The following is a 17,911-nucleotide window of genomic DNA, read 5'->3' as shown; positions in this document are numbered from 1 at the left end:
AAACGTATCGTTTAGATGAAGAGCAGACGGAATGAAGCAGGGAGGACTAGCAGTGCAGGCGAAAAGAGGACGACCTCGCAATATGGACACGCACGACGCGATTCTAACCGCGTCCTACGATCTATTGCTCGAAAGCGGTTTTGGAGAGGTTACGGTCGAGAAGATCGCCGAGCGGGCTAAGGTGAGCAAGGCGACGATTTATAAATGGTGGCCGAACAAGGCGGCGGTCGTCATGGACGGCTTCCTATTCGCGGCGACCGCGCGATTGCCCGTGCCGGATACGGGGTCGGTCAGCGGCGACGTGCTGGCCCATGCGACCAACACGGCCCGATTCACGAGAAGCCGGGAAGGCGTTGTGCTGCTGGAGATCATCGGGGAAGGACAGATCGACGCTTCCTTGGCGGAAGCGTTACGAACCCGATACATCCAACCGCGCCGGCTGGAGTTTCGCGGCATACTGGAGAAGGGGATGCAGCGCGGGGAGCTGCCGGCCAGCCTCGACGCGGCCTTGATTACCGATATGATCTACGGCTCGATCTTCTACCGGCTGTTGGTATCGGGCGACCCGGTAGACGATGCTTACGTGAAGCAGTTGGTGACGCATGTGCTCGAGGGAATTCAAGCGCGGGCTAAGTGAAGCCCGATTCGTGGAAAGGGAAAAAGGCATGTATGCTGCCCGGCTGGCAGAACACATGCCTTTTTCGTTTACAGATGGGATTCGCCTGTCAGATAGTTATGGAACGGATGGTCGACCCAGAACTCGTAGGAGATGACGTTCGCGTTTGGATTCAGCTTTTTGAAACCGGCGATGACGGCCGCGGAATCTTTGTTCAGCGAGAACGATTGGGCATACACATACCCGTCGCCCAGCAGCTTGTTATTCGTGATGACGTCGTAGTCGGCCAGCTTTGTATGGGAGTAGTAGAGCGGCTGCCACCAGGACCCGCTGATGAGCCCTTGCGCGTCTTCGCTGTTCTTCTTCGCATACTTCAAAATAACCGGCTGGAAGCGTTCCTTATCCGCGGCTGTTTCGAATTCGAAGGCGATATCGTATTCCTTGGCAGAGGCGATATAGTTGCCGTTATCCAGCTTCTCGTACTGGTAATCCTCCGACGGCTGAGGCTCGCCCCATTCGATGAGATGGACGAACGCGGAGGTTTTCGGCTCGAACTGCACCTTCGCATCGATGCCTTCGCTGCGCAGCAGACCGATCAGCTGGATCGCATGCTTGAGATCGGAATGCCCGTACGTCAGCGACAGCGCATCCACGAAATTCGCGTCGTAGCGGCTGTCCTTCAGGTTATAACCCGTAACGAGTCCTTGCTTGAGAGCGCCGCTTGCGATCTCCTCGAGTTCGCCGCCATCCAGGATGTCGGACGTGCGGTACGCATCGGTCAGCTTCGCATAAATATCGTAATCGGACGTCTCGCCGAGGTAGTGCTTGTACAAGCCTTTCGCTTCAAGCACGCGGCCGAGCAGCGCTGCGGAGAAAGCGGCGGAAGCCTTCGTCCCCGGCGACAGCTGGTTGTAGAATGCAGGGTCGACGAGTCCCGTATCGATCGCGGCCGCGACTTCCTGAGCAGCCGTGAGCGTGCCGAACTGCGCGAGGTTGAGCTTAGCGCGCTTCAGCGAGGCGGCTGCTTTCTCCTTCGGATACGTGTAGGCTAACTCCTTCAGCTCCGCGGCTTTGACGGCTAGAAATACGGCCTGCAAGGAAGTCAGCGCTTGATCGGCTTGAATGTCCGTCGTGCTGACGATCCCGTTCTTACGAAGCGCTTCGATGGCCGAAGCTAGGCGGCTTTCATCGGTGTCGGCTGCTGCATCTTCGCTCTTCGCCGTCAGCTCCAGGGCGGTTACAAGGGCAAGGATGAAGCTGCCGCGCGTTGGGCTCGAATCGAATTGAATGCCGAACTTGTCCTGCAGAAACAGTGCATAGTTCTCGGTCAATGCGGCTTTGGAGCTGGAAGGATGGGCTGCTGCGGATGGAGATGAGATTGGCTTTGCGGCAGCTTCGGCTGCCAGGGCTTGCGCGGGAAGCGCGGCAACCAGGGAGAGCGAAAGAGCGGCGGCGAGCGCTTTCTTCGAACGAATGAACGGATGGACCATCGGACATGCCTCCTGAGCGTTTATTATTCCGACTAAAAATGTAGGAATTTGTTGCTAGCATTCTATCACTGGTCAAAAATGGTTGTCAATATAAATTGATCATAGCTTGACTAAGTACCGGCTGTTTCCGGGGAAAGACCAGCCACAATCGATAGACATGACCTTTAACCCGCATGTGAGCACACCACTCCATGCGGGTTCTTTTGATTGCCCCTACTCTGAGCTGCGTCCCCACAAACGCCTAGCCGAATCTATTAATTCTCAGTACAATTAGTCCCAACACAATAGCGACGCCTGAACAGGTGTCTGGCGAACATGGAGGCGAGCGCGGCATGGGCATGAGGATGCGATATGCGAGGAAGCTTACGTTGCGGGCAAAGTTTATTCTGGTGCTGCTGGTCGTCGGCATCGTGCCGATGCAGTTGATCGGCTGGGCGGGGTATTATTTCGCACAGAAGACGATCATCAGCCAAGCGGGCCAAATCCGGCAGCAGGCGCTCCAGCAGAGCATCGCCGCGGCCGACGACCGCCTCTACCAGCTCCAAATGCTAGCGGCTGCTGCTCGGTGACATCCACGGTTCGTTCCTCTTTGTAACAATACGCCGCATCAAAATTTCGACAGCTTGAATACCGGCCGCAAAGCCAGTCTCAACAGCTTGCGAATCCAATACGCCATTACGGTTTCCGCGGTCCACGAGCTGCGCTTGTTCTGGATGTATTGATCGTTGATGATATAGGTCCGAGTGGACGTAGGACTCTTCAGACCGAACGTTTCCCACTGCGCCGGATCATTTGAACCACCTAGCCTTGCAAGCATAAGCGTCGATGCCCGATTTATACGATCCGGAAGCTGCTCGAAGGCTTCGGTGATTTGCACATGGAATTCGTCGATCGGACTTCGGCTCGCCAGGCTCTCCAGGTGAATGCCTTCGCGAAGGTAAGACACGTATGCCAGATGGTCGGCCCAGAACTCGTCGATATAAAAAAGCCGTACCCGCTGCTCCGACGGGCTCATCGGCTGCGCGCCTTTCAGAATGCCGAGCCGCTCCTCGTATAGAATTCGCCTCTGATCCTCGACCATATCCGAATAACGGTGCAGTTCCTGGCGGAGCTGGAAGTTCTGACCCATCATAACGCGCTGAATATGCGCGATTTTGCCGCGGAGCGCCGAATCTTCGAGAGCCTCCTGCTGCCTAGAAGCGCGAACCAGGTTATGGATGCCGAACCGAATCATCAGCTCATCCTCCAAGCTTACGAAAAAGACGGAAGCTCCCGGGTCGCCTTGGCGGCCGGAACGCCCGCGCAGTTGGTCATCGATCCGCACGCTTTCATTCACATGCGTTCCAATGACGTACAACCCGCACAACTTGGCGACGGCCTCGGCTTGAGCGGGATTGCCGCCGCCGAGCCGAATGTCGACGCCGCGTCCCGCCATGTTCGTAGACACCGTGACGGCGCCGATTTCTCCCGCTCTGGCGATAATCTCGGCTTCTCTTGCGTCGTTTTTCGCATTCAGAACCTGGCAAGGGACGTCGGCAGCCGCAAGCGCCGCAGCCAGTCTGTCAGACTCCTCGACGCTTGACGTGCCAATCAGAATCGGTCGTCCCGTCGCATGGACGGACGTGATTTCGTGTACAAGCGCTGTAAGCTTGGCTTCTTGATGGGTAAAAATGCGGTGCGGATGGTCGATCCGTATATTCGGCCGGTGAGGCGGGATTGGGATGACCTGCAGTTCATAAATAGCCTCGAATTCCATCGCGGAAGCGAGCGCCGTAGCCGTCATTCCGCAAATCCCCGGATACAGGCGAATGAAGTGCTGCAGGGTGATCGTCCCGAGAATTTTCCCGCCGGCCGTCGACTGCAGTCCTTCTTTGGCCGCAAGCGCGGCTTGCAGCCCGTCCGGCAAATACTTGTTCTCCGCCACGCGGCCGGTATATTCTTCGATCAGCTCGATGCTGCCGTCCCGGACGAGGTAATCGACGTCTTTCTTCAATAACGATTCCACATGCAGCGCGCAATTCAGCGACGTTAACAAATGACTGTTCTGGCTATCGTACAAATTGCCGCATCCCAGCAGCGACTCCGCTTTCAGCGCCCCTGCTTCATTCAAGTACACGTTGCGCCGGAACTCGTCGAAGTCGTAGTGCAGAGCCGGCTCTAGTTGCCGAGCCACATCCGCGAAACGGATGCCGTCGTGGCCGGAAGAGTCCGACTCGCCGGTGATGACTAGCGGCACCCGCGCTTCATCGAGCAGCAGCGAGTCCGCTTCGTCGACGAGGACGTAGTGGAAAGGGCGATGCACGGTATCGGCTTCGTTGAGCGCGATCGTATCGCGCAAATAATCGAATCCCGCCTCTTTGGCCGTCACGTAGGTTACATCCTTGTCGTACGCTTCCCGTTTGTCGATCAGGCTCATGCCCGATTGAACCGCGTGAACCGTCAGCCCGAGGAAACGATAGATCGGACCCATCCACTCCGCATCCCGCTTGGCCAAATAATCGTTAAACGTCAGCACGTGGACGCCTTCGCCGGTCAGCGCATTCAGATAAGCGGGCATAACGGCGGAGAGCGTTTTTCCTTCGCCCGTATGCTGCTCGATCAAGAATCGCTCGTGCAGCGCGATGGCCGCCATGATCTGGACATCGTAAGGCTGTAATCCGAGCGTTCTCTTCGCCGCTTCGCAGACTAACGCATACGCATCGATAAGGAGCTCATCCAAGGACGTGCCCGATTTTGCTTCTTTTCGCAGCCGAAGGGATTCCGCTCGAAGCTGCCCGTCGTCCCTTGCTTCCAAATTCCGTTTCTTGATGAGCTCCGTTTTGTTTCGATAGTCGTTGAGCTTATTCTGGTAATCGCGGTCTTTGAATCTATGCAGCAACTGGCTTGCAAATTTCATCGGAATCTGATCCCTCCTCGATAGCAACGCGAAGATTCTCTCTACTGTTTTTTAGTATAACACTCAGATCCAATATTTTGTATTGTAGGAAACTTTTATAATTACTCGGTTTGAAAGGCTTCGACGTCAACGCGAAGAGCCGGTCATCTCCAACGCGGAGAAACCGGCTTCATTTCGTTGCCTGTATGAGGATGACAGATGCCCAAATCGACAGCGGGATGCCTTTGACGAAGCCGTGGTAGATGAATACCGCCAGCGGCCATGGTCAGTAACCGAGGACCACGTTCAGATAATTGTATCCCCTCTATGCGATCTGCATAATAACAAGGTGCGCGGAATCTGCCCGTGTTCCTCCAGCTAATGGGGTGATGGTGAGCGCCGTGGAATTGCCCGCAGGATTTCGAACCGTGAGTACTGAGTTAATGGCCGTTGTTTGCACAAGCGCCATTCCTACGATCTGAGAGGTTCCCGTTGCACGCCCGACCACCGTATAGGCCAGGTCGGCGCCATTTAGCGTTAAGATCAATTGGCCCGCTTCGCTTACATTGACCTGAAACAATACTTGGTAAGCGCCAATTTCAGCCAAGTTAAAAGAGCTTGCAGTTAAACGGGTAATGGCAGTCCCGCTAATTAGACCATCTTGCGGAAAACTTACGTCCGTATTGGGAGCAACGGTGGCTGCATTATCAGGAGGCATCAAAGCAAAGAAATCCGCAAAGCTTAACACGCCGCCTGCCGGCCCAATCGGTCCTGCTGGCCCCACATCCCCTGCTGGTCCAGCTGGTCCGGTTGGCCCGGTTGGCCCGGTTGGTCCGGTTGGTCCGGTTGGTCCAGCTGGTCCAGCTGGTCCCGTCAGTCCAGTTGCGCCAATTGCTCCTGCGAGTCCTGCGACTCCTTGAGGACCAAGCGCGCCCGCGATGCCTTGGGGTCCAAGCGCGCCAATCGCTCCTAGAAGCCCTGCTGCACCTTGAGGACCAATCGCGCCCGCGATGCCTTGGGGTCCAAGCGCACCAATCGCGCCCACAAGCCCAGTTAACCCTTGAGGACCAAGCGCGCCTGCGATGCCTTGGGGTCCAAGCGCGCCAATCGCTCCTAGAAGCCCTGCTGCTCCTTGAGGACCAAGCGCGCCCGCGATGCCTTGGGGTCCAAGCGCGCCAATCGCTCCTAGAAGGCCTGCTGCTCCTTGAGGACCAAGCGCGCCTGCGATGCCTTGGGGTCCAAGCGCGCCAATCGCGCCCACAAGCCCAGTTAGCCCTTGCGGCCCAAGCGCGCCTGCGAGTCCCCGAGGTCCGGCTTCTGCAATTGCACCCGCAAGTCCTCGAAGGAGCTGCCGTCCGTTAGGAGGGGGGCACTTTTTATAAATAATCTTCTTAATCACCCGAACACGAAGCTTCCTTTTTTTTCTTTTTGGACGACACACAATTATGGTTTTCTTTTTACACCGTTTTTTTATATCGGGACAACTCAACTACGACACCTCCCCATAAGATGGTTCAGTGTACGCGAGTCGCTTTTTTTAAGCATGGACGAATAGCTCGTCATCGGCTAGACCGATAACTAATTATTGGAAATTGGGTTTATGCTAGGGGGGTGTTCTATCACGATATCCCACACTCTTTCATTTGAGATGACATATTTTAATAGTTTGCAACTCTACCTTCATGCAAAGGAGAGATAGTTGAATCCTGAATCAAGAAGGATGCTTCCGGCAGGTTCGTTTCCTTCATCTGGCGAATACGTTACGCAGACAATTTACGCAACGAAGGGAAGTGCAGCGATGCCCAAGTCGAGACGGCTCATGGAGCTCATGATGACGGTGAACCGTAAACGGCGCTTCAAGGTTCAAGAACTGGCGGACGAATTTGGCGTCTCCGCGCGGACGATTTTGCGGGATTTGCAGGAACTGAGCGAGCTTGGCGTGCCGCTGTATTCGGAGGTGGGGCCGCACGGCGGGTATCAGGTGGTGAGGGAACGGGTGCTCCCGCCGATCGCGTTCACGGAAGGGGAGGCCAGCGCCATGTTTTTTGCCGTGCATGCCCTTCGCCACTATTCCTCGCTGCCGTTCGATGCGGAATCCGCCTCGGCCTTGAGCAAATTTTACCTGCACATGCCCGGCGACGTTCGGGACCAGATCGACGGCATGAAGGAGCGGGTTGATTTCATAACGCCGACGCGGCGGTCCGATGCCCCGTTCCTGGCCGCCCTGCTGGATGCCGCCGTGAAGCAGAAGGTGCTGGCTGTCTTATATGAGACGAAGGAAGAGGGCGCGGCCAGTCGCCGGATTCAGCCGGTATTCCTGTATGCGCACAACGGTCTCTGGTACTGTACGGCTTATTGTTTTATGCGCCAGGACTACCGCACCTTCCGCTGCGACCGGATTCGCGACGCGGCCGACGATCCGACCGAGCCGCTCAAGCTGAGCGATATCCGCCTGATCCGGCACGAGGCGGCGTCGCCGGCGGATGCCGTAAGGTTGAGCGCCGAGCTGACCCGCACCGGCACCCAGCGCTGCGAAGCCGAGCTCTGGCTCTCCCCTTTGCTTCAGGTGCGCGAGGACGGGACTGCAGCGATTGATGCGGACGTCGACCGGAGCGATATTCCGTTTTACGCCGATTTTTTCATCTCCTTGGGAGACGAGGTCAAGCTGTACGAGCCGGCGGAATTGAGAGCTTCCATCCGCAGAAGGCTGCTCGAGCTGCTTGAGAGCTATCCGGAATGAAGACGGGCGGTGGTCCTTATCGTACCGCCCGGTCCTATGCTTGTTCTCTTGGGGTAAAGATCTGGATCGTGATGCCGAACCGGTCTGTTAGGACGCCGAAAGCCGGGCTAAAGTAGATTTCTTGCAAAGGCATGACGACTTGGCCCCCCTCCGAGAGCGCCTTAAAGAAGCGGTCCGATGTGGCGGTATCGGGGGTCGTGATGCAGATCTGCAGGCGGTCGCCGGCTGCATTCGGCTCGTCCGAGATCGAATCCGCCACGAATAATTCCGCCTCTCCGATCCGTAATACCGAGTGCGCTACCCGGTCCTTGGCGTGCGGCGGCAGCGGGTGCGCCGGATCCTCGGGTCCTTCTCCGTACGTCTGCAGGAATACAACGCGGGCCTCCAGCGCGGATTCGTAAAATCGAATCGCTTCCCTGGCCGTTCCGTTCAGCGTAATGAAAGGCGTAACCTGAAACGTCATCCTCACAACAACTCCTCTTGATTCGTTTTGCTCGGACCATTATGCCGGGCTCGAGGTCTATTGTATCCGCTAATGGTGACAGCTCTTGTCATAGACTTTTAAAAGAGAAAAGGATCCGAACGTCATCCAAGATGACGTTCGGATCCTTTTTCTGCGTCATAGACTTACCCCTTCACGGCCCCGGCTACAACGCCCTTGACGATATACTTCTGCAGCAGCATGAACACGACGATGGACGGGAGGACCGCCATCACCATGGCCGTCATCGCGTACTGCCAATCCGAGGTGTATTGTCCGACGAACGTGTAGGCAGCCAGCGTCAGCGTCTTCGTGGACGGGGAGCCGTTGACCATGAGCAGCGGCAGCAGGAAATCGTTCCAGATCCACATGACGTCGATGATGATGATCGTCGTCGTCACCGACTTCAGCAGCGGGAAGATGACGCTGAAGAACAGGCGGAAGCCGGAAGCGCCGTCGATCTTGGCGCTCTCGTCGATTTCCAGCGGGATGCCTTTGACGAAGCCGTGATAGATGAATACGGCCAGCGGCGCGCCGAAGCCCCAGTACAGCAGGCCGAGCCCCCACGTGCTCTCCGACAGATGCAGGTCTTTGGCCAGCTGCAGCACGGTGAGCATGATCGATTGGAACGGAATGAGCATCGGCATGATGCAGAGCATGTAGATCAACGCGCTGATCCGCGTCTTCGTCCGGCCGAGCTTGTAGGCGGCGATCGACGAGACGAGGACGATGCCGGCCAAGCCGAGCACGGTAATGATCGTATTGTTCAGGAACAGCCGCGGATAATCGATGAAGTCCCAGACGTACGCGTAGTTCGCGAACGACAGCTTCTTCGGCAGGGCAATGACGTCGGTCATGACCTCCTGGAAGCTTTTGAACGCGTTGATGATCGTCAGCAAGAGCGGATAAATAAAGACGAGCGACAGGAGGACCATGAAGACTTCGAGTAGGAGACGTCCGGTTCTATTGCGCTTCATTAGGCTTCAACCTCCCTGCGTTTGAAGATGGTTAATTGGACGATCGTAATGAGCAGCACCGCCACGAACAGAATGAGCGCCTTCGCCGTGCCGTAGCCGTACAGATTGTTCTGGAACGTGTCGCGGTAGATGTCGTAGGCGACGCTGTACGTGGTGCCGCCCGGTCCGCCGCCGGTCAGCGACAGAATGACGTCGAAGATCTTGATCGAGTTCGTCAGCGCCATGAACACCGAGATCGTGATCGACGGGGCGAGCAGCGGCAGCGTGATGCTGAAGAACCGCCGGATCGGGCCGGCGCCGTCCATGACCGCCGCTTCCTTCAGATCGTCCGGCACGGATTGGAGACCCGCGATGTAGATGACCATATAGAAGCCGATCGACTGCCAGATGGATACGCCGAGGATGGAGACGAAGGCAAGTCCCGGCTCCCCCAGCCAGCTGAGGCCGAAGATGCCCCATCCGGTGCTGGCGCCGAGCGACTCGAAGCCCTGCATGAAGATGAATTTCCAGATGAAGCCGACGATGACCAAGCTGAGAATATATGGCGTGAAGAACGCCATCCGCAGCCATGTCGACGACTTCAGCTTCATATCGAGCACGAGCGCCAAGAGAATCGCCAGCACGTTGACGAGCACGATGTACAGCACCGCGTATTTGACCGTGAACCAGGCTGCGTTGGCGAAGTTCGCGTCGTGCAGGAAAATTTGCTTGAAATTGTCCAGACCGACGAATTTCGGGTGCTTGGAAATCCCGTTCCACTTGGTGAGCGAGTAGCGCACCGTCATGGCGAACGGAATGTAGAACGCGATGGCCACGCATATTAGCACGGGCAGCGTGAAGATGCCGAATTCGAGCTTGTCGCCCCATTTTCTACCTAGTCTGCGCATAGAGCACCTCTTTTTTTGTCTTTGCTTCGGGATGGATTTCGTTATAATGGATTATAAATTAGGGGGCCGGGCGCGCAGAATGGAGGAAAGGGGACTGTTAAGGGTAAAAAGGTGAACTGTGCGAACGGGCAATGAGAGGGGCGAAGCGAGTGATCGACCGCATCAAAAGAGGCCTGACAGCTGTTGTCGACCGGGCGACACGTCGACTCGTCAACAAGCTGATATTGCTGTTTACGAGCATTATTATCCTCGTCGTCGGCTGCCTGACCGTCATTTCGTACCAGATGATCCAGCGGGAGTCGGTCGAGAGCAGCATCGCCAGCACGACGAACAATCTATATCTGGTGAACAAAAACATCGAGGGCTATCTCGCTGGAATGGAAGCGCTATCCCAGCCGCAGCTGCGCTACGACGAGATCGTGCATGCGATCAAGAACGAAGCCGAGAATTATGCGTCGAGGCAGTATTTGGAGAACTACCTGCGCGACCTGTTCTTCTCCCGGAACGATCTGGAGGCGATCTATCTCTATCTCGTGGAAGAAGGCAAATATTATGCGATCTACCGGGAGACGTACACGATCTCGAGCCGGACCGGCACGGATGCGTCGATCGAGGGGCAGCGCTGGTACAAGCAGATGATGGCGAGCAAGCAGAACCGCGCGTTCCAGTCGTTCGTGCTGCCCGGCGAGACGACCGGCTACGACGTCCATACCGACAAAGTGTTCATGGCGTTCCACAAAGTGCTGCGCTCGATCGCCAGCCGCGAGCCGCAGGCGGTGCTGTCATTCTACTTCAACGATAAATCAATCGCGGAGACGATGAAGGACGTGCCGCTCGGCGAGGGCGAGCATGTCATGCTGCTCGATCCGTCGCGGACGCCCTTCTACGTCGACGACGCGTTGTTCTATCGGCAAGCGCGCGAGGAAGGATTGACGGATCGTCTGCCCGGCAGCGGCGACGGCCAGTTCGATTGGGACGGGGCGGATGACCCGTATATGGTCGTCCACAATGCCGGACAGGTGGAGGGCTGGTCGCTGGTCAAGCCGATCCCGTACCGCGAGATCTACGCGGCGGCGACGACCACGCGCAATGTCAGTTATATGATCGGTCTGATTTTCCTCGTCATCGCCGTCATTCTCGTCGCCTTGACTGCGAACGCCATCACGCTGCCGCTGAAGAAGCTGTCGGTGCAGATGCGCAAATTCGGCGAAGGCACGTTCGACGCGGCCGCGCAGGTGAAGGGCCGGGACGAGATCGCGTTCCTGACCCGGCGCTTCAATCAGATGGTCGTGCGGACGAACGAGCTGATCAATGAGCGGTTCCGGATGAAGCTGGTGGAGAAGAACGCCATGCTCAAGGCGCTCGAGGCGGAGATCAATCCCCACTTTCTGTATAATGCGCTGCAGGCGATCTCGACCAAGGCGCTGAAGCAAGGCACGGACGACGTGGCGGATATGGTCGACGCGCTCGCGCTGACGCTGCGGTACTGCATTAGCGGCAAAGATATCGTCCTCGCCGAAGAGGAGCTGCGGCATATGGAACGGTATCTGTCGCTGCAGAAAGCGCGGTTCGGCAGCCGGCTGCTCGTCGCGACGGAATGGGAGCCGGTCTTGAAGGAGCTGCGGATGCCGAAGCTGTCGCTGCAGACGCTCGTGGAGAACGCTATCAAGCACGGCGTCGAGCGCGTATCCCGGCCCGTAACCGTCGTCATCCGCGCGGAACTTGCGGACGAGCAAGCCGTCATCGTCGTGGAAGACGACGGCCCCGGCATTACGCCGGAGCGGCTGGAGGAAGTCCGGCGGCTGCTCGCGGCCGATTGGGACGAGCGGGAGAGCGACAGCATCGGCCTGCACAATTTGCATATGCGCTTGAAGCTGCTGTACGGCGAGGCGGCGGATTTGACGATCGAAGCAACAGAGAGCGGCGTCCGCATGACGATGACGCTGCCGATAGGAGGCTGACAACGAGATGGTAACGGTCTTGATCATCGACGACGAGGAGCACGTCCGGGAAGCGATCCGCATCCTCGGAGATTGGAAGGGCCTGGGCGTCGAGCGGATACTAGAAGCGGCGGACGGCAGAAGCGCGCTCGCCATGCTGGCGGCGCATAAGCCGGACGTGGTCATGGTGGATATGAAGATGCCGGAGATGAACGGAGTCGAGTTTCTTCGGGAGGTGGAGCGGGACTATCCGGAGCTGCTGACGATCGTCATCAGCGGCTACGACGATTTCGAGTTTACGCGTCAGGCGATACGCTCGAAGGTCGCCGATTATTTGCTCAAGCCGGTGAATCGCGCGGATCTCAATCAGGCGCTGCGCAAGGCGGTACAGGTGCTCGAAGCCAGGCGCGAGCGCCAGAGCGAGCTGGTCAATCGCAACATTACGCTCAATATGTCGCTGCCGAAGCTAAAGGAGAAGCTGTATCTGTCGATCTTCGAGCGCAGCTTCAAGCGGCAGCCGAACGAGGCGTTCCTGCCGCTCATCGGCGCGGACAAGACGAACGGTCGCCATATGGCCGCGGTGCTTCGGGTGATGAACTTCGACGAGGTGTGCGCGAGGCGCTTCAACAAGGAGAACGCGCTGCTGCAGTTCGCCGTCGCCAACGTGCTGAGCGACGTAGGCGGCGAGCGGCTGCAGGCGTTCAGCTTCGCCGACCCGGCGTTCGCGCGGGAGATGATCGTCGTCTATTCCGCCGATGGCGGCTACGCGGACGAGCTGGCCTTCACGGCGGGCATTCTGGCGAAGAAGGCCGTCGCGACGCTTGCCGCTCTATTCGGGATGCAGGTCGCCGCCGGGCTCGGCTCGCCTTGTACGGAGGTGCCAGAGCTCGCCGGTTCCTATGAAGAAGCCAAATCCGCGCTGAATCGGATCAATCTGCTGAAGCCCGTCGCGGTCGCGGAAGCGGTCGGCGGGGCCGCCGAGAGAGAGGCTCGAGGCGCGACGCTGGGACTCGCGAGCCGGATGAGCCAAATCTGCGGCGCGCTGGAGTCGGGCAACCTGCCGCAGGCGCGAAGCGTGCTGGCCGATTATCTCGGGCAGCTGCGGCAAGCCGCATCGTTCCCCTTGGCCGAGGCGGATGTGCGGCTCCGCGAGTTCCGGGTGCTGCTCGCCGATCTGGCCGCCGAGCTCGGCGCGGGGTCGGAGCCGCTGCCGGGGACGGGAGCCGGCGGCCGCGCCGAAGGCGGCGGCGGACCGGACTTCGCGGATTTCGCGCAATACGAGGAAGCCATGTCGGAGCTGCTTCGGCAGTACGGGGAGCGCATTCTGGCGCGGACGTCCGGCAGCCGGCCTTTTCAGATCGCGGACGTGCGGGACTATATCGACCGGTATTATTTCGAGGATATCAAGATCTCCATGTTCACCGAGAAATATTACCTCAGCCGCGAATACCTCATGAAGCTGTTCAAGCAGCAGTACGGGGTCGGCATTCACGAATATATGCAGAAGGTGCGGATGGACAAGGCGAAGGAGCTGCTGGGCGATCCCGCGCTGAAGATCCAGGAGATTTCCGAGATGCTGGGCTACAAGGACAAGAATTATTTCAGCAAGGCGTTCCGCAATTACTTCGGACTTTCGCCGTCCGACTACCGGGCCGCCCATTGCGACGGCTAAGCCGAGAGCAATGCTGTCAGGTTAAGGAAAAAGTCGGGTGAAGCCATCCGTGACAGGTTTATGTCTAATAATTGCCTTAAAACCCCACTGAAGCTTTGTCCGACAGGACAAAAGCGTGCCTCGATCAAGCCTACCCGCCAACCGCGAACAAACGTGCAAGCACGAAATAGGGAGTCCAGAGGTAAAAGTTTTCCGGAGGAAAACTGCTTCGGAAGCTTACGCTTAGTCCTTTGGTTACCCTCAGCGGAGGGGGAAGGGGGAGGGAGCACCAAAAGGGGGGTCAAAGGGGCGGAGCCCTACTTAACCTGACGGCTAAGCCGAGGGCGGAAGAGGGAGAACACTTTTTTACCCTTAACACTTCACTTATGTGCATTTCGATCGCGCGCCGCTTTCTTTAGAATAGGCATCGAGAGGTTCAACCGATAACGAAAGTGGGGCGTAGACATGAAGAACAAAATGATGGCGCTGTCATTGAGCATGGCGATGACGATGGCGTTGCTGTCCGCTTGCGGCGGCAATAATAACGGCGGCAACGCGGCGGGCGCGAACGGGAATGCGGGTGCCAATGCGGGCGAAGCGGCGGACGCGTCCAAGCCGGTCACGATCAATATGTTTACCGCATCGCCGGAATATACGCAGGCCTTCAACGCTTACATCGAGGAATATAAGAAAGTCAAACCGAACGTGACGATCAACCTGGAGATCATGCAGGCCGACTACAATACGGTGCTGAAATCCAAAATCGCGGCCGGCAGCACGCCGGACGTGTTCCAGACGACGGCCGGGGGCGACATCGATACGTTCGCCGAATACAGCGCCGACCTGACGAACGAGCCGCTGGCTGCGGCGATGACGGACGCGGTGCGTGCGAATATGACGTCCACGGACGGCAAAGTGCTCGGCCTGCCGGTGAAGGGCAATCTGTTCACCTTGATCTACAACAAGAAGCTGTTCGCCGACGCGGGCATCGCGGCGCCGCCGAAGACGACCGCCGAGCTGGAGGACGCGATCGCGAAGCTCGAAGCCAAAGGCGTCACGCCGTTCGCGAATGCCTACAAAGAGTGGTGGGTATGGAAGCACATCTTCCAGCACTACGTCGACGCGGCCGCGCAGGACGCGGGCCAAAGCGCGCAGGAGCTCGTGAAGGCGTTCATCGCCGGCGAAGCGAAGTTCCAGGATCATCCGCTGCTCTACAACAACTTCTTCAGCTTCATCGACACGACGGTGGCGCACGGCACGCCGAAGCCGCTTGAGCGCGACAGCAACGCCCAGGTGAGCGACTTCGCGGCCGGCAAAGCCGCGATCCTGACGGGCAAGGGCGCATGGGACGAAGAAGCGATCAAGAAAATCACGCCGGATTTCGAGCTCGGCATCATGGGCTATCCGGTCAGCGACAAGGCGGAGCAGGCGCAGATCATTACCGGCGCGGACCAAGCGCTTCGCATCAACAAGGATTCGGCGGTAGCCAAAGAGACGATCGAATTCTTCAACTGGCTGTACACGTCCGACTATGGCAAAGGCTGGTTCTCCACAGTGGCGAAGGTCATCCCGCCGATCAAGGACGCGCCGCTGCCGGAGCTCGACATGCCGAAGCAAATGGACGAGATTCTGAAGACCGAGAAGTCCGGCGATCTGTCCGTCAACTACTCGCTCGATACGTTCCATCAGAAATTCGGCGAGATCATGCAAGCCTATATCGGCAAGTCGAAGACGAAGGATCAAGCGGTCGAGGAAATCCAGCAAGCGTGGATTCAGCTGGGTTCCGCGCAATAGCAAGCGATGAGCACACACTCCTGCCCGAGTCACGGGCTGGAGTGTTTTGCCGTTGGGACATGGCAAGAAGCAGGGGAGCATCCCCCGACTAGCCTGTGCTATTATAGGGCGAGTGAGCTATAACGGGTGAATGGGCGGGGATGCGCATGAAATTGGAACGATTGATCTCGATTATCTACAAGCTGTTGAACCGCGAAGTCGTCTCGGCCACCGCGCTGGCCGAAGAGTTTCACGTGTCGCCCCGAACGATCTACCGGGATATCGATGTCATCTGCGCCGCGGGTTTCCCGATCGTCTCGTATCAAGGGATGAATGGCGGGTACGGCATGATGGACGGGTTCAAAATGGACCGCAGCTTGCTCGGTTCGTATGATGTCGCTTCCCTGGTCACCGTGCTCGGCAGCCTCTCTTCCGTGTTTGAAGACGAGCGCGCGCAGGGCACGATCGATCGGCTGCAGGCGATCGAGACGGAGCACCGGATTCCCGGTCTGGCGGTGGATCTGGAGACCCGTCGCACGGAGCCGGGCGCGCTGCCTCGGCTGCGGGCGGCCATTGCCGAGCGGACGGTCGTCCGGTTCGATTACATCAATGCGAAGAATGAGCGAACCTCGCGCGAGATGGAACCGGTGCGGCTTCTTTTTAAGCATCGCGAGTGGTACGTATATGGGTATTGCCGAGCGCGGCGGGATTACCGGGAGTTCCGGCTATCCCGGATGCTGCATTTGGCGCCGACGCCGGATACGTTCCAGCCGCATCAAGAGGCGCCGAACGAGACCGCATGGACGGATGGGGCATGGCAAGAGAAGGTGGAGAGCGTCGTCATCCGGGTGGGACCCGAAGGGTTGGCGGAAGCGATGGATCAGTTCTCCCGGGCGGATAAGCAATTCCATGCCGATGGCGGCATGACGATACGGATTCCCGTATACCAGCCTTTGCAGGCACGATGGCTCTGGTCCATCCTGCTCAGCTTCGGCGGCGATGCCGAAGTGCTCGAGCCTCGTGCGCTGCGCGGCATCTTGAAAGAACGGCTGCAGTCCGCGCTGAAACATTACGAAGAAGTATGACAGTCTGTTGTCATACTTCTTTTTTTATAATGATCACGTAGAGCAAATTCAGCGCAAGTCAAAAGGAGAGGTTACCAAATGATGAATCATCCCGCGGAAATGTATCGCTATCACGCATGGGCCAACCAAACGATCTTGGAGAGACTCAAGGAACTCCCGTCCTCCGTGCTAAGTCAAGAGGTGAACAGCTCGTTTCCTACCATTGCCCACGCGCTCTCCCATATTTATGCGGTCGATCGTACATGGTATCTGGTGTTAACGGGCATGGGCATGCCAGAGGCGGTGCAAACCGGCATGCCGCTAAATGCGAACATCCTGCATACGGTAGACGAATACGTCGATCTCTTCGCCCGGTTATCGGAACAATTCGGCGCATGGTTCGAAAGCGAGGCCGATCTGGAACGAACGATCCTGCTGGACAATCCATTCGCCGGTCTGCGCCAGACGCGTTTATCGGAGATCGTGCTGCATCTGGTCAATCACGGGACCTACCATAGAGGCAACGTGTCGACCATGCTGCGCCAGCTCGGCCATGCCTCCGTTATGCACGACTATGCGCTTTTCTGGTATCAGGAGCCTGCGCGGTCCATCTAGTCGAGGGTGCCGGAAGAGGGCAGCAAGGATACGCCAAGCCTAGAGAGGAGATGCGCGCAAATGGAAACGGATCCGCTGCTGACCGTCGCGTCGAGAGAAGAGTTGCGGAACTGGCTGCAGGCGAACAGCCGGACCGCCGCATGCTGCTGGGTCGCCGTTCGCATGACGCCAAGCCCGCAGACGCTGCTCTACTTGGACGCGGTCGAAGAAGCGTTGTGCTTCGGATGGATCGATAGCGTCAAGAAGAAGCTGCCGGGCGGGCAGACCGCGCAGAGGCTGTCTCCGAGGAGCAAGAGAAGCTCGTGGACGGAATTGAATAAAGAACGCGTCCGCCGTCTCGAGAAGCTGGGGCATATGACCGATGCAGGAAGAAAGGTTCTTCCCGACATGCGCCTCGAATCGTTCGAAATCGATCGGGTGATCGAACAGAGGCTGAAAGAGGACCGGCAGGTTTATGCGAATTTCTCTGCCTTCCCCGCGCTCTATCGACGCGTTCGGATCGACACGATCCAAAGCATGAAGCACGAGCCGGATGTATTCCAGCGGCGGCTGGACAAATTGATCGCGAATACGAAGGTTAATAAAATGGTTGGTCAATGGCACGATTCTGGGCGGCTTCTCGATTATTGAGGCGCAATAGAAGAGGCGTCGCGAACATCATCTCGGATGATGTTCGCGACGCCTCTTTGGGCATGATGGCCGCCGATTCGGGGGTTCACACTTCCATATCCCGTTTTATGCCGTTATGCCGTCGCTCCGCTTCGGAAGCCGGATCATGATGCAGGTGCCTTGACCCATGGCG

At 57.8% G+C, this 17,911-nt stretch carries 15 protein-coding genes; 9 read left to right on the top strand and 6 right to left on the bottom strand.

Annotated features, from left to right (window positions below):
* The first annotated feature begins 52 nt into the window (after nt 1-52).
* Nucleotides 53-637 (top strand): TetR/AcrR family transcriptional regulator, encoded by a 585-nt coding sequence (locus ACFSKT_RS11600; protein ID WP_377721169.1) that lies wholly within the window; start codon nt 53-55, stop codon nt 635-637.
* A 68-nt stretch (nt 638-705) separates the two neighbouring features.
* Here ACFSKT_RS11600 and ACFSKT_RS11595 read toward each other — a convergent pair whose 3' ends face one another.
* The gene (locus ACFSKT_RS11595) at nt 706-2,106 is read right to left on the bottom strand and encodes a hypothetical protein (protein ID WP_377721168.1); all 1,401 of its coding nucleotides are present in this window, start codon (nt 2,104-2,106) and stop codon (nt 706-708) included.
* A gap of 368 nt (nt 2,107-2,474) precedes the next feature.
* On the opposite strand from ACFSKT_RS11595, the gene ACFSKT_RS11590 reads away from it, so the two are divergent.
* Nucleotides 2,475-2,675, top strand: coding sequence for a hypothetical protein (locus ACFSKT_RS11590; RefSeq protein ID WP_377721167.1), 201 nt, complete (start codon nt 2,475-2,477; stop codon nt 2,673-2,675).
* 38 nt (nt 2,676-2,713) lie between these two features.
* Here ACFSKT_RS11590 and ACFSKT_RS11585 read toward each other — a convergent pair whose 3' ends face one another.
* On the bottom strand, nt 2,714-5,002 hold the full coding sequence (locus tag ACFSKT_RS11585; protein WP_377721166.1) for a preprotein translocase subunit SecA: 2,289 nt from the start codon (nt 5,000-5,002) through the stop codon (nt 2,714-2,716).
* Nucleotides 5,003-5,306: 304 nt separating this feature from the next.
* Nucleotides 5,307-5,729, bottom strand: coding sequence for a hypothetical protein (locus ACFSKT_RS11580; protein WP_377721165.1), 423 nt, complete (start codon nt 5,727-5,729; stop codon nt 5,307-5,309).
* A gap of 1,050 nt (nt 5,730-6,779) precedes the next feature.
* Between ACFSKT_RS11580 and ACFSKT_RS11575 the strand changes: the two genes are divergently transcribed.
* Nucleotides 6,780-7,721 carry a helix-turn-helix transcriptional regulator gene (locus tag ACFSKT_RS11575; protein WP_377721164.1) on the top strand — a complete coding sequence of 314 codons (942 nt, stop codon included), beginning with the start codon at nt 6,780-6,782 and terminating at the stop codon, nt 7,719-7,721.
* A 34-nt stretch (nt 7,722-7,755) separates the two neighbouring features.
* Here ACFSKT_RS11575 and ACFSKT_RS11570 read toward each other — a convergent pair whose 3' ends face one another.
* The 3 genes from ACFSKT_RS11570 to ACFSKT_RS11560 all read right to left on the bottom strand — a co-directional run bounded on the left by ACFSKT_RS11570 (nt 7,756) and on the right by ACFSKT_RS11560 (nt 10,066).
* A complete protein-coding gene (locus tag ACFSKT_RS11570; RefSeq protein ID WP_377721163.1) occupies nt 7,756-8,184 on the bottom strand; it encodes a VOC family protein in 429 nt (142 codons plus the stop codon).
* A 164-nt stretch (nt 8,185-8,348) separates the two neighbouring features.
* Nucleotides 8,349-9,179, bottom strand: coding sequence for a carbohydrate ABC transporter permease (locus ACFSKT_RS11565; protein ID WP_377721162.1), 831 nt, complete (start codon nt 9,177-9,179; stop codon nt 8,349-8,351).
* Nucleotides 9,179-10,066: a carbohydrate ABC transporter permease gene (locus ACFSKT_RS11560; protein WP_377721161.1), complete on the bottom strand. Its 888-nt coding sequence runs from the start codon at nt 10,064-10,066 to the stop codon at nt 9,179-9,181. Before ACFSKT_RS11560 ends, ACFSKT_RS11565 begins: the two co-directional genes overlap by 1 nt.
* 149 nt (nt 10,067-10,215) lie before the next feature.
* Between ACFSKT_RS11560 and ACFSKT_RS11555 the strand changes: the two genes are divergently transcribed.
* The 6 genes from ACFSKT_RS11555 (at nt 10,216) to ACFSKT_RS11530 (ending at nt 17,739) form a co-directional block, all read left to right on the top strand.
* Nucleotides 10,216-12,027: a cache domain-containing sensor histidine kinase gene (locus ACFSKT_RS11555; protein WP_377721160.1), complete on the top strand. Its 1,812-nt coding sequence runs from the start codon at nt 10,216-10,218 to the stop codon at nt 12,025-12,027.
* A 7-nt stretch (nt 12,028-12,034) separates the two neighbouring features.
* Nucleotides 12,035-13,678: a response regulator transcription factor gene (locus tag ACFSKT_RS11550; protein ID WP_377721159.1), complete on the top strand. Its 1,644-nt coding sequence runs from the start codon at nt 12,035-12,037 to the stop codon at nt 13,676-13,678.
* Nucleotides 13,679-14,122: 444 nt separating this feature from the next.
* Complete coding sequence (locus ACFSKT_RS11545; RefSeq protein WP_377721158.1) at nt 14,123-15,451, top strand: type 2 periplasmic-binding domain-containing protein; 1,329 nt, start codon at nt 14,123-14,125, stop codon at nt 15,449-15,451.
* A 146-nt stretch (nt 15,452-15,597) separates the two neighbouring features.
* On the top strand, nt 15,598-16,515 hold the full coding sequence (locus ACFSKT_RS11540; protein WP_377721157.1) for a helix-turn-helix transcriptional regulator: 918 nt from the start codon (nt 15,598-15,600) through the stop codon (nt 16,513-16,515).
* Between the two features lie 81 nt (nt 16,516-16,596).
* The gene (locus ACFSKT_RS11535) at nt 16,597-17,109 is read left to right on the top strand and encodes a DinB family protein (RefSeq protein WP_377721965.1); all 513 of its coding nucleotides are present in this window, start codon (nt 16,597-16,599) and stop codon (nt 17,107-17,109) included.
* Between the two features lie 60 nt (nt 17,110-17,169).
* Nucleotides 17,170-17,739, top strand: a complete 570-nt coding sequence (locus ACFSKT_RS11530) for a YdeI/OmpD-associated family protein (protein ID WP_377776316.1) — start codon at nt 17,170-17,172, stop codon at nt 17,737-17,739.
* Nucleotides 17,740-17,911 lie beyond the last annotated feature (172 nt).

It is taken from the genome of Paenibacillus xanthanilyticus (assembly GCF_042682185.1).
Taxonomy (GTDB): domain Bacteria; phylum Bacillota; class Bacilli; order Paenibacillales; family Paenibacillaceae; genus Paenibacillus_Z; species Paenibacillus_Z xanthanilyticus.
The sequence above is the reverse complement of the archived record's forward strand: the minus strand, read 5'-3'. Positions and strand labels throughout refer to the sequence as shown.

What these genes read in the sequence shown, in the direction of transcription:
- ACFSKT_RS11565 (WP_377721162.1), bottom strand. Translation starts at nt 9,179, where the DNA reads ATGAAGCGCAATAGAACCGGACGTCTCCTACTCGAAGTCTTCATGGTC.
- ACFSKT_RS11560 (WP_377721161.1), bottom strand. Translation starts at nt 10,066, where the DNA reads ATGCGCAGACTAGGTAGAAAATGGGGCGACAAGCTCGAATTCGGCATC.
- ACFSKT_RS11585 (WP_377721166.1), bottom strand. Translation starts at nt 5,002, where the DNA reads ATGAAATTTGCAAGCCAGTTGCTGCATAGATTCAAAGACCGCGATTAC.
- ACFSKT_RS11570 (WP_377721163.1), bottom strand. Translation starts at nt 8,184, where the DNA reads ATGACGTTTCAGGTTACGCCTTTCATTACGCTGAACGGAACGGCCAGG.
- ACFSKT_RS11550 (WP_377721159.1), top strand. Translation starts at nt 12,035, where the DNA reads ATGGTAACGGTCTTGATCATCGACGACGAGGAGCACGTCCGGGAAGCG.
- ACFSKT_RS11535 (WP_377721965.1), top strand. Translation starts at nt 16,597, where the DNA reads ATGAATCATCCCGCGGAAATGTATCGCTATCACGCATGGGCCAACCAA.
- ACFSKT_RS11575 (WP_377721164.1), top strand. Translation starts at nt 6,780, where the DNA reads ATGCCCAAGTCGAGACGGCTCATGGAGCTCATGATGACGGTGAACCGT.
- ACFSKT_RS11540 (WP_377721157.1), top strand. Translation starts at nt 15,598, where the DNA reads ATGAAATTGGAACGATTGATCTCGATTATCTACAAGCTGTTGAACCGC.
- ACFSKT_RS11545 (WP_377721158.1), top strand. Translation starts at nt 14,123, where the DNA reads ATGAAGAACAAAATGATGGCGCTGTCATTGAGCATGGCGATGACGATG.
- ACFSKT_RS11595 (WP_377721168.1), bottom strand. Translation starts at nt 2,106, where the DNA reads ATGGTCCATCCGTTCATTCGTTCGAAGAAAGCGCTCGCCGCCGCTCTT.
- ACFSKT_RS11530 (WP_377776316.1), top strand. Translation starts at nt 17,170, where the DNA reads ATGGAAACGGATCCGCTGCTGACCGTCGCGTCGAGAGAAGAGTTGCGG.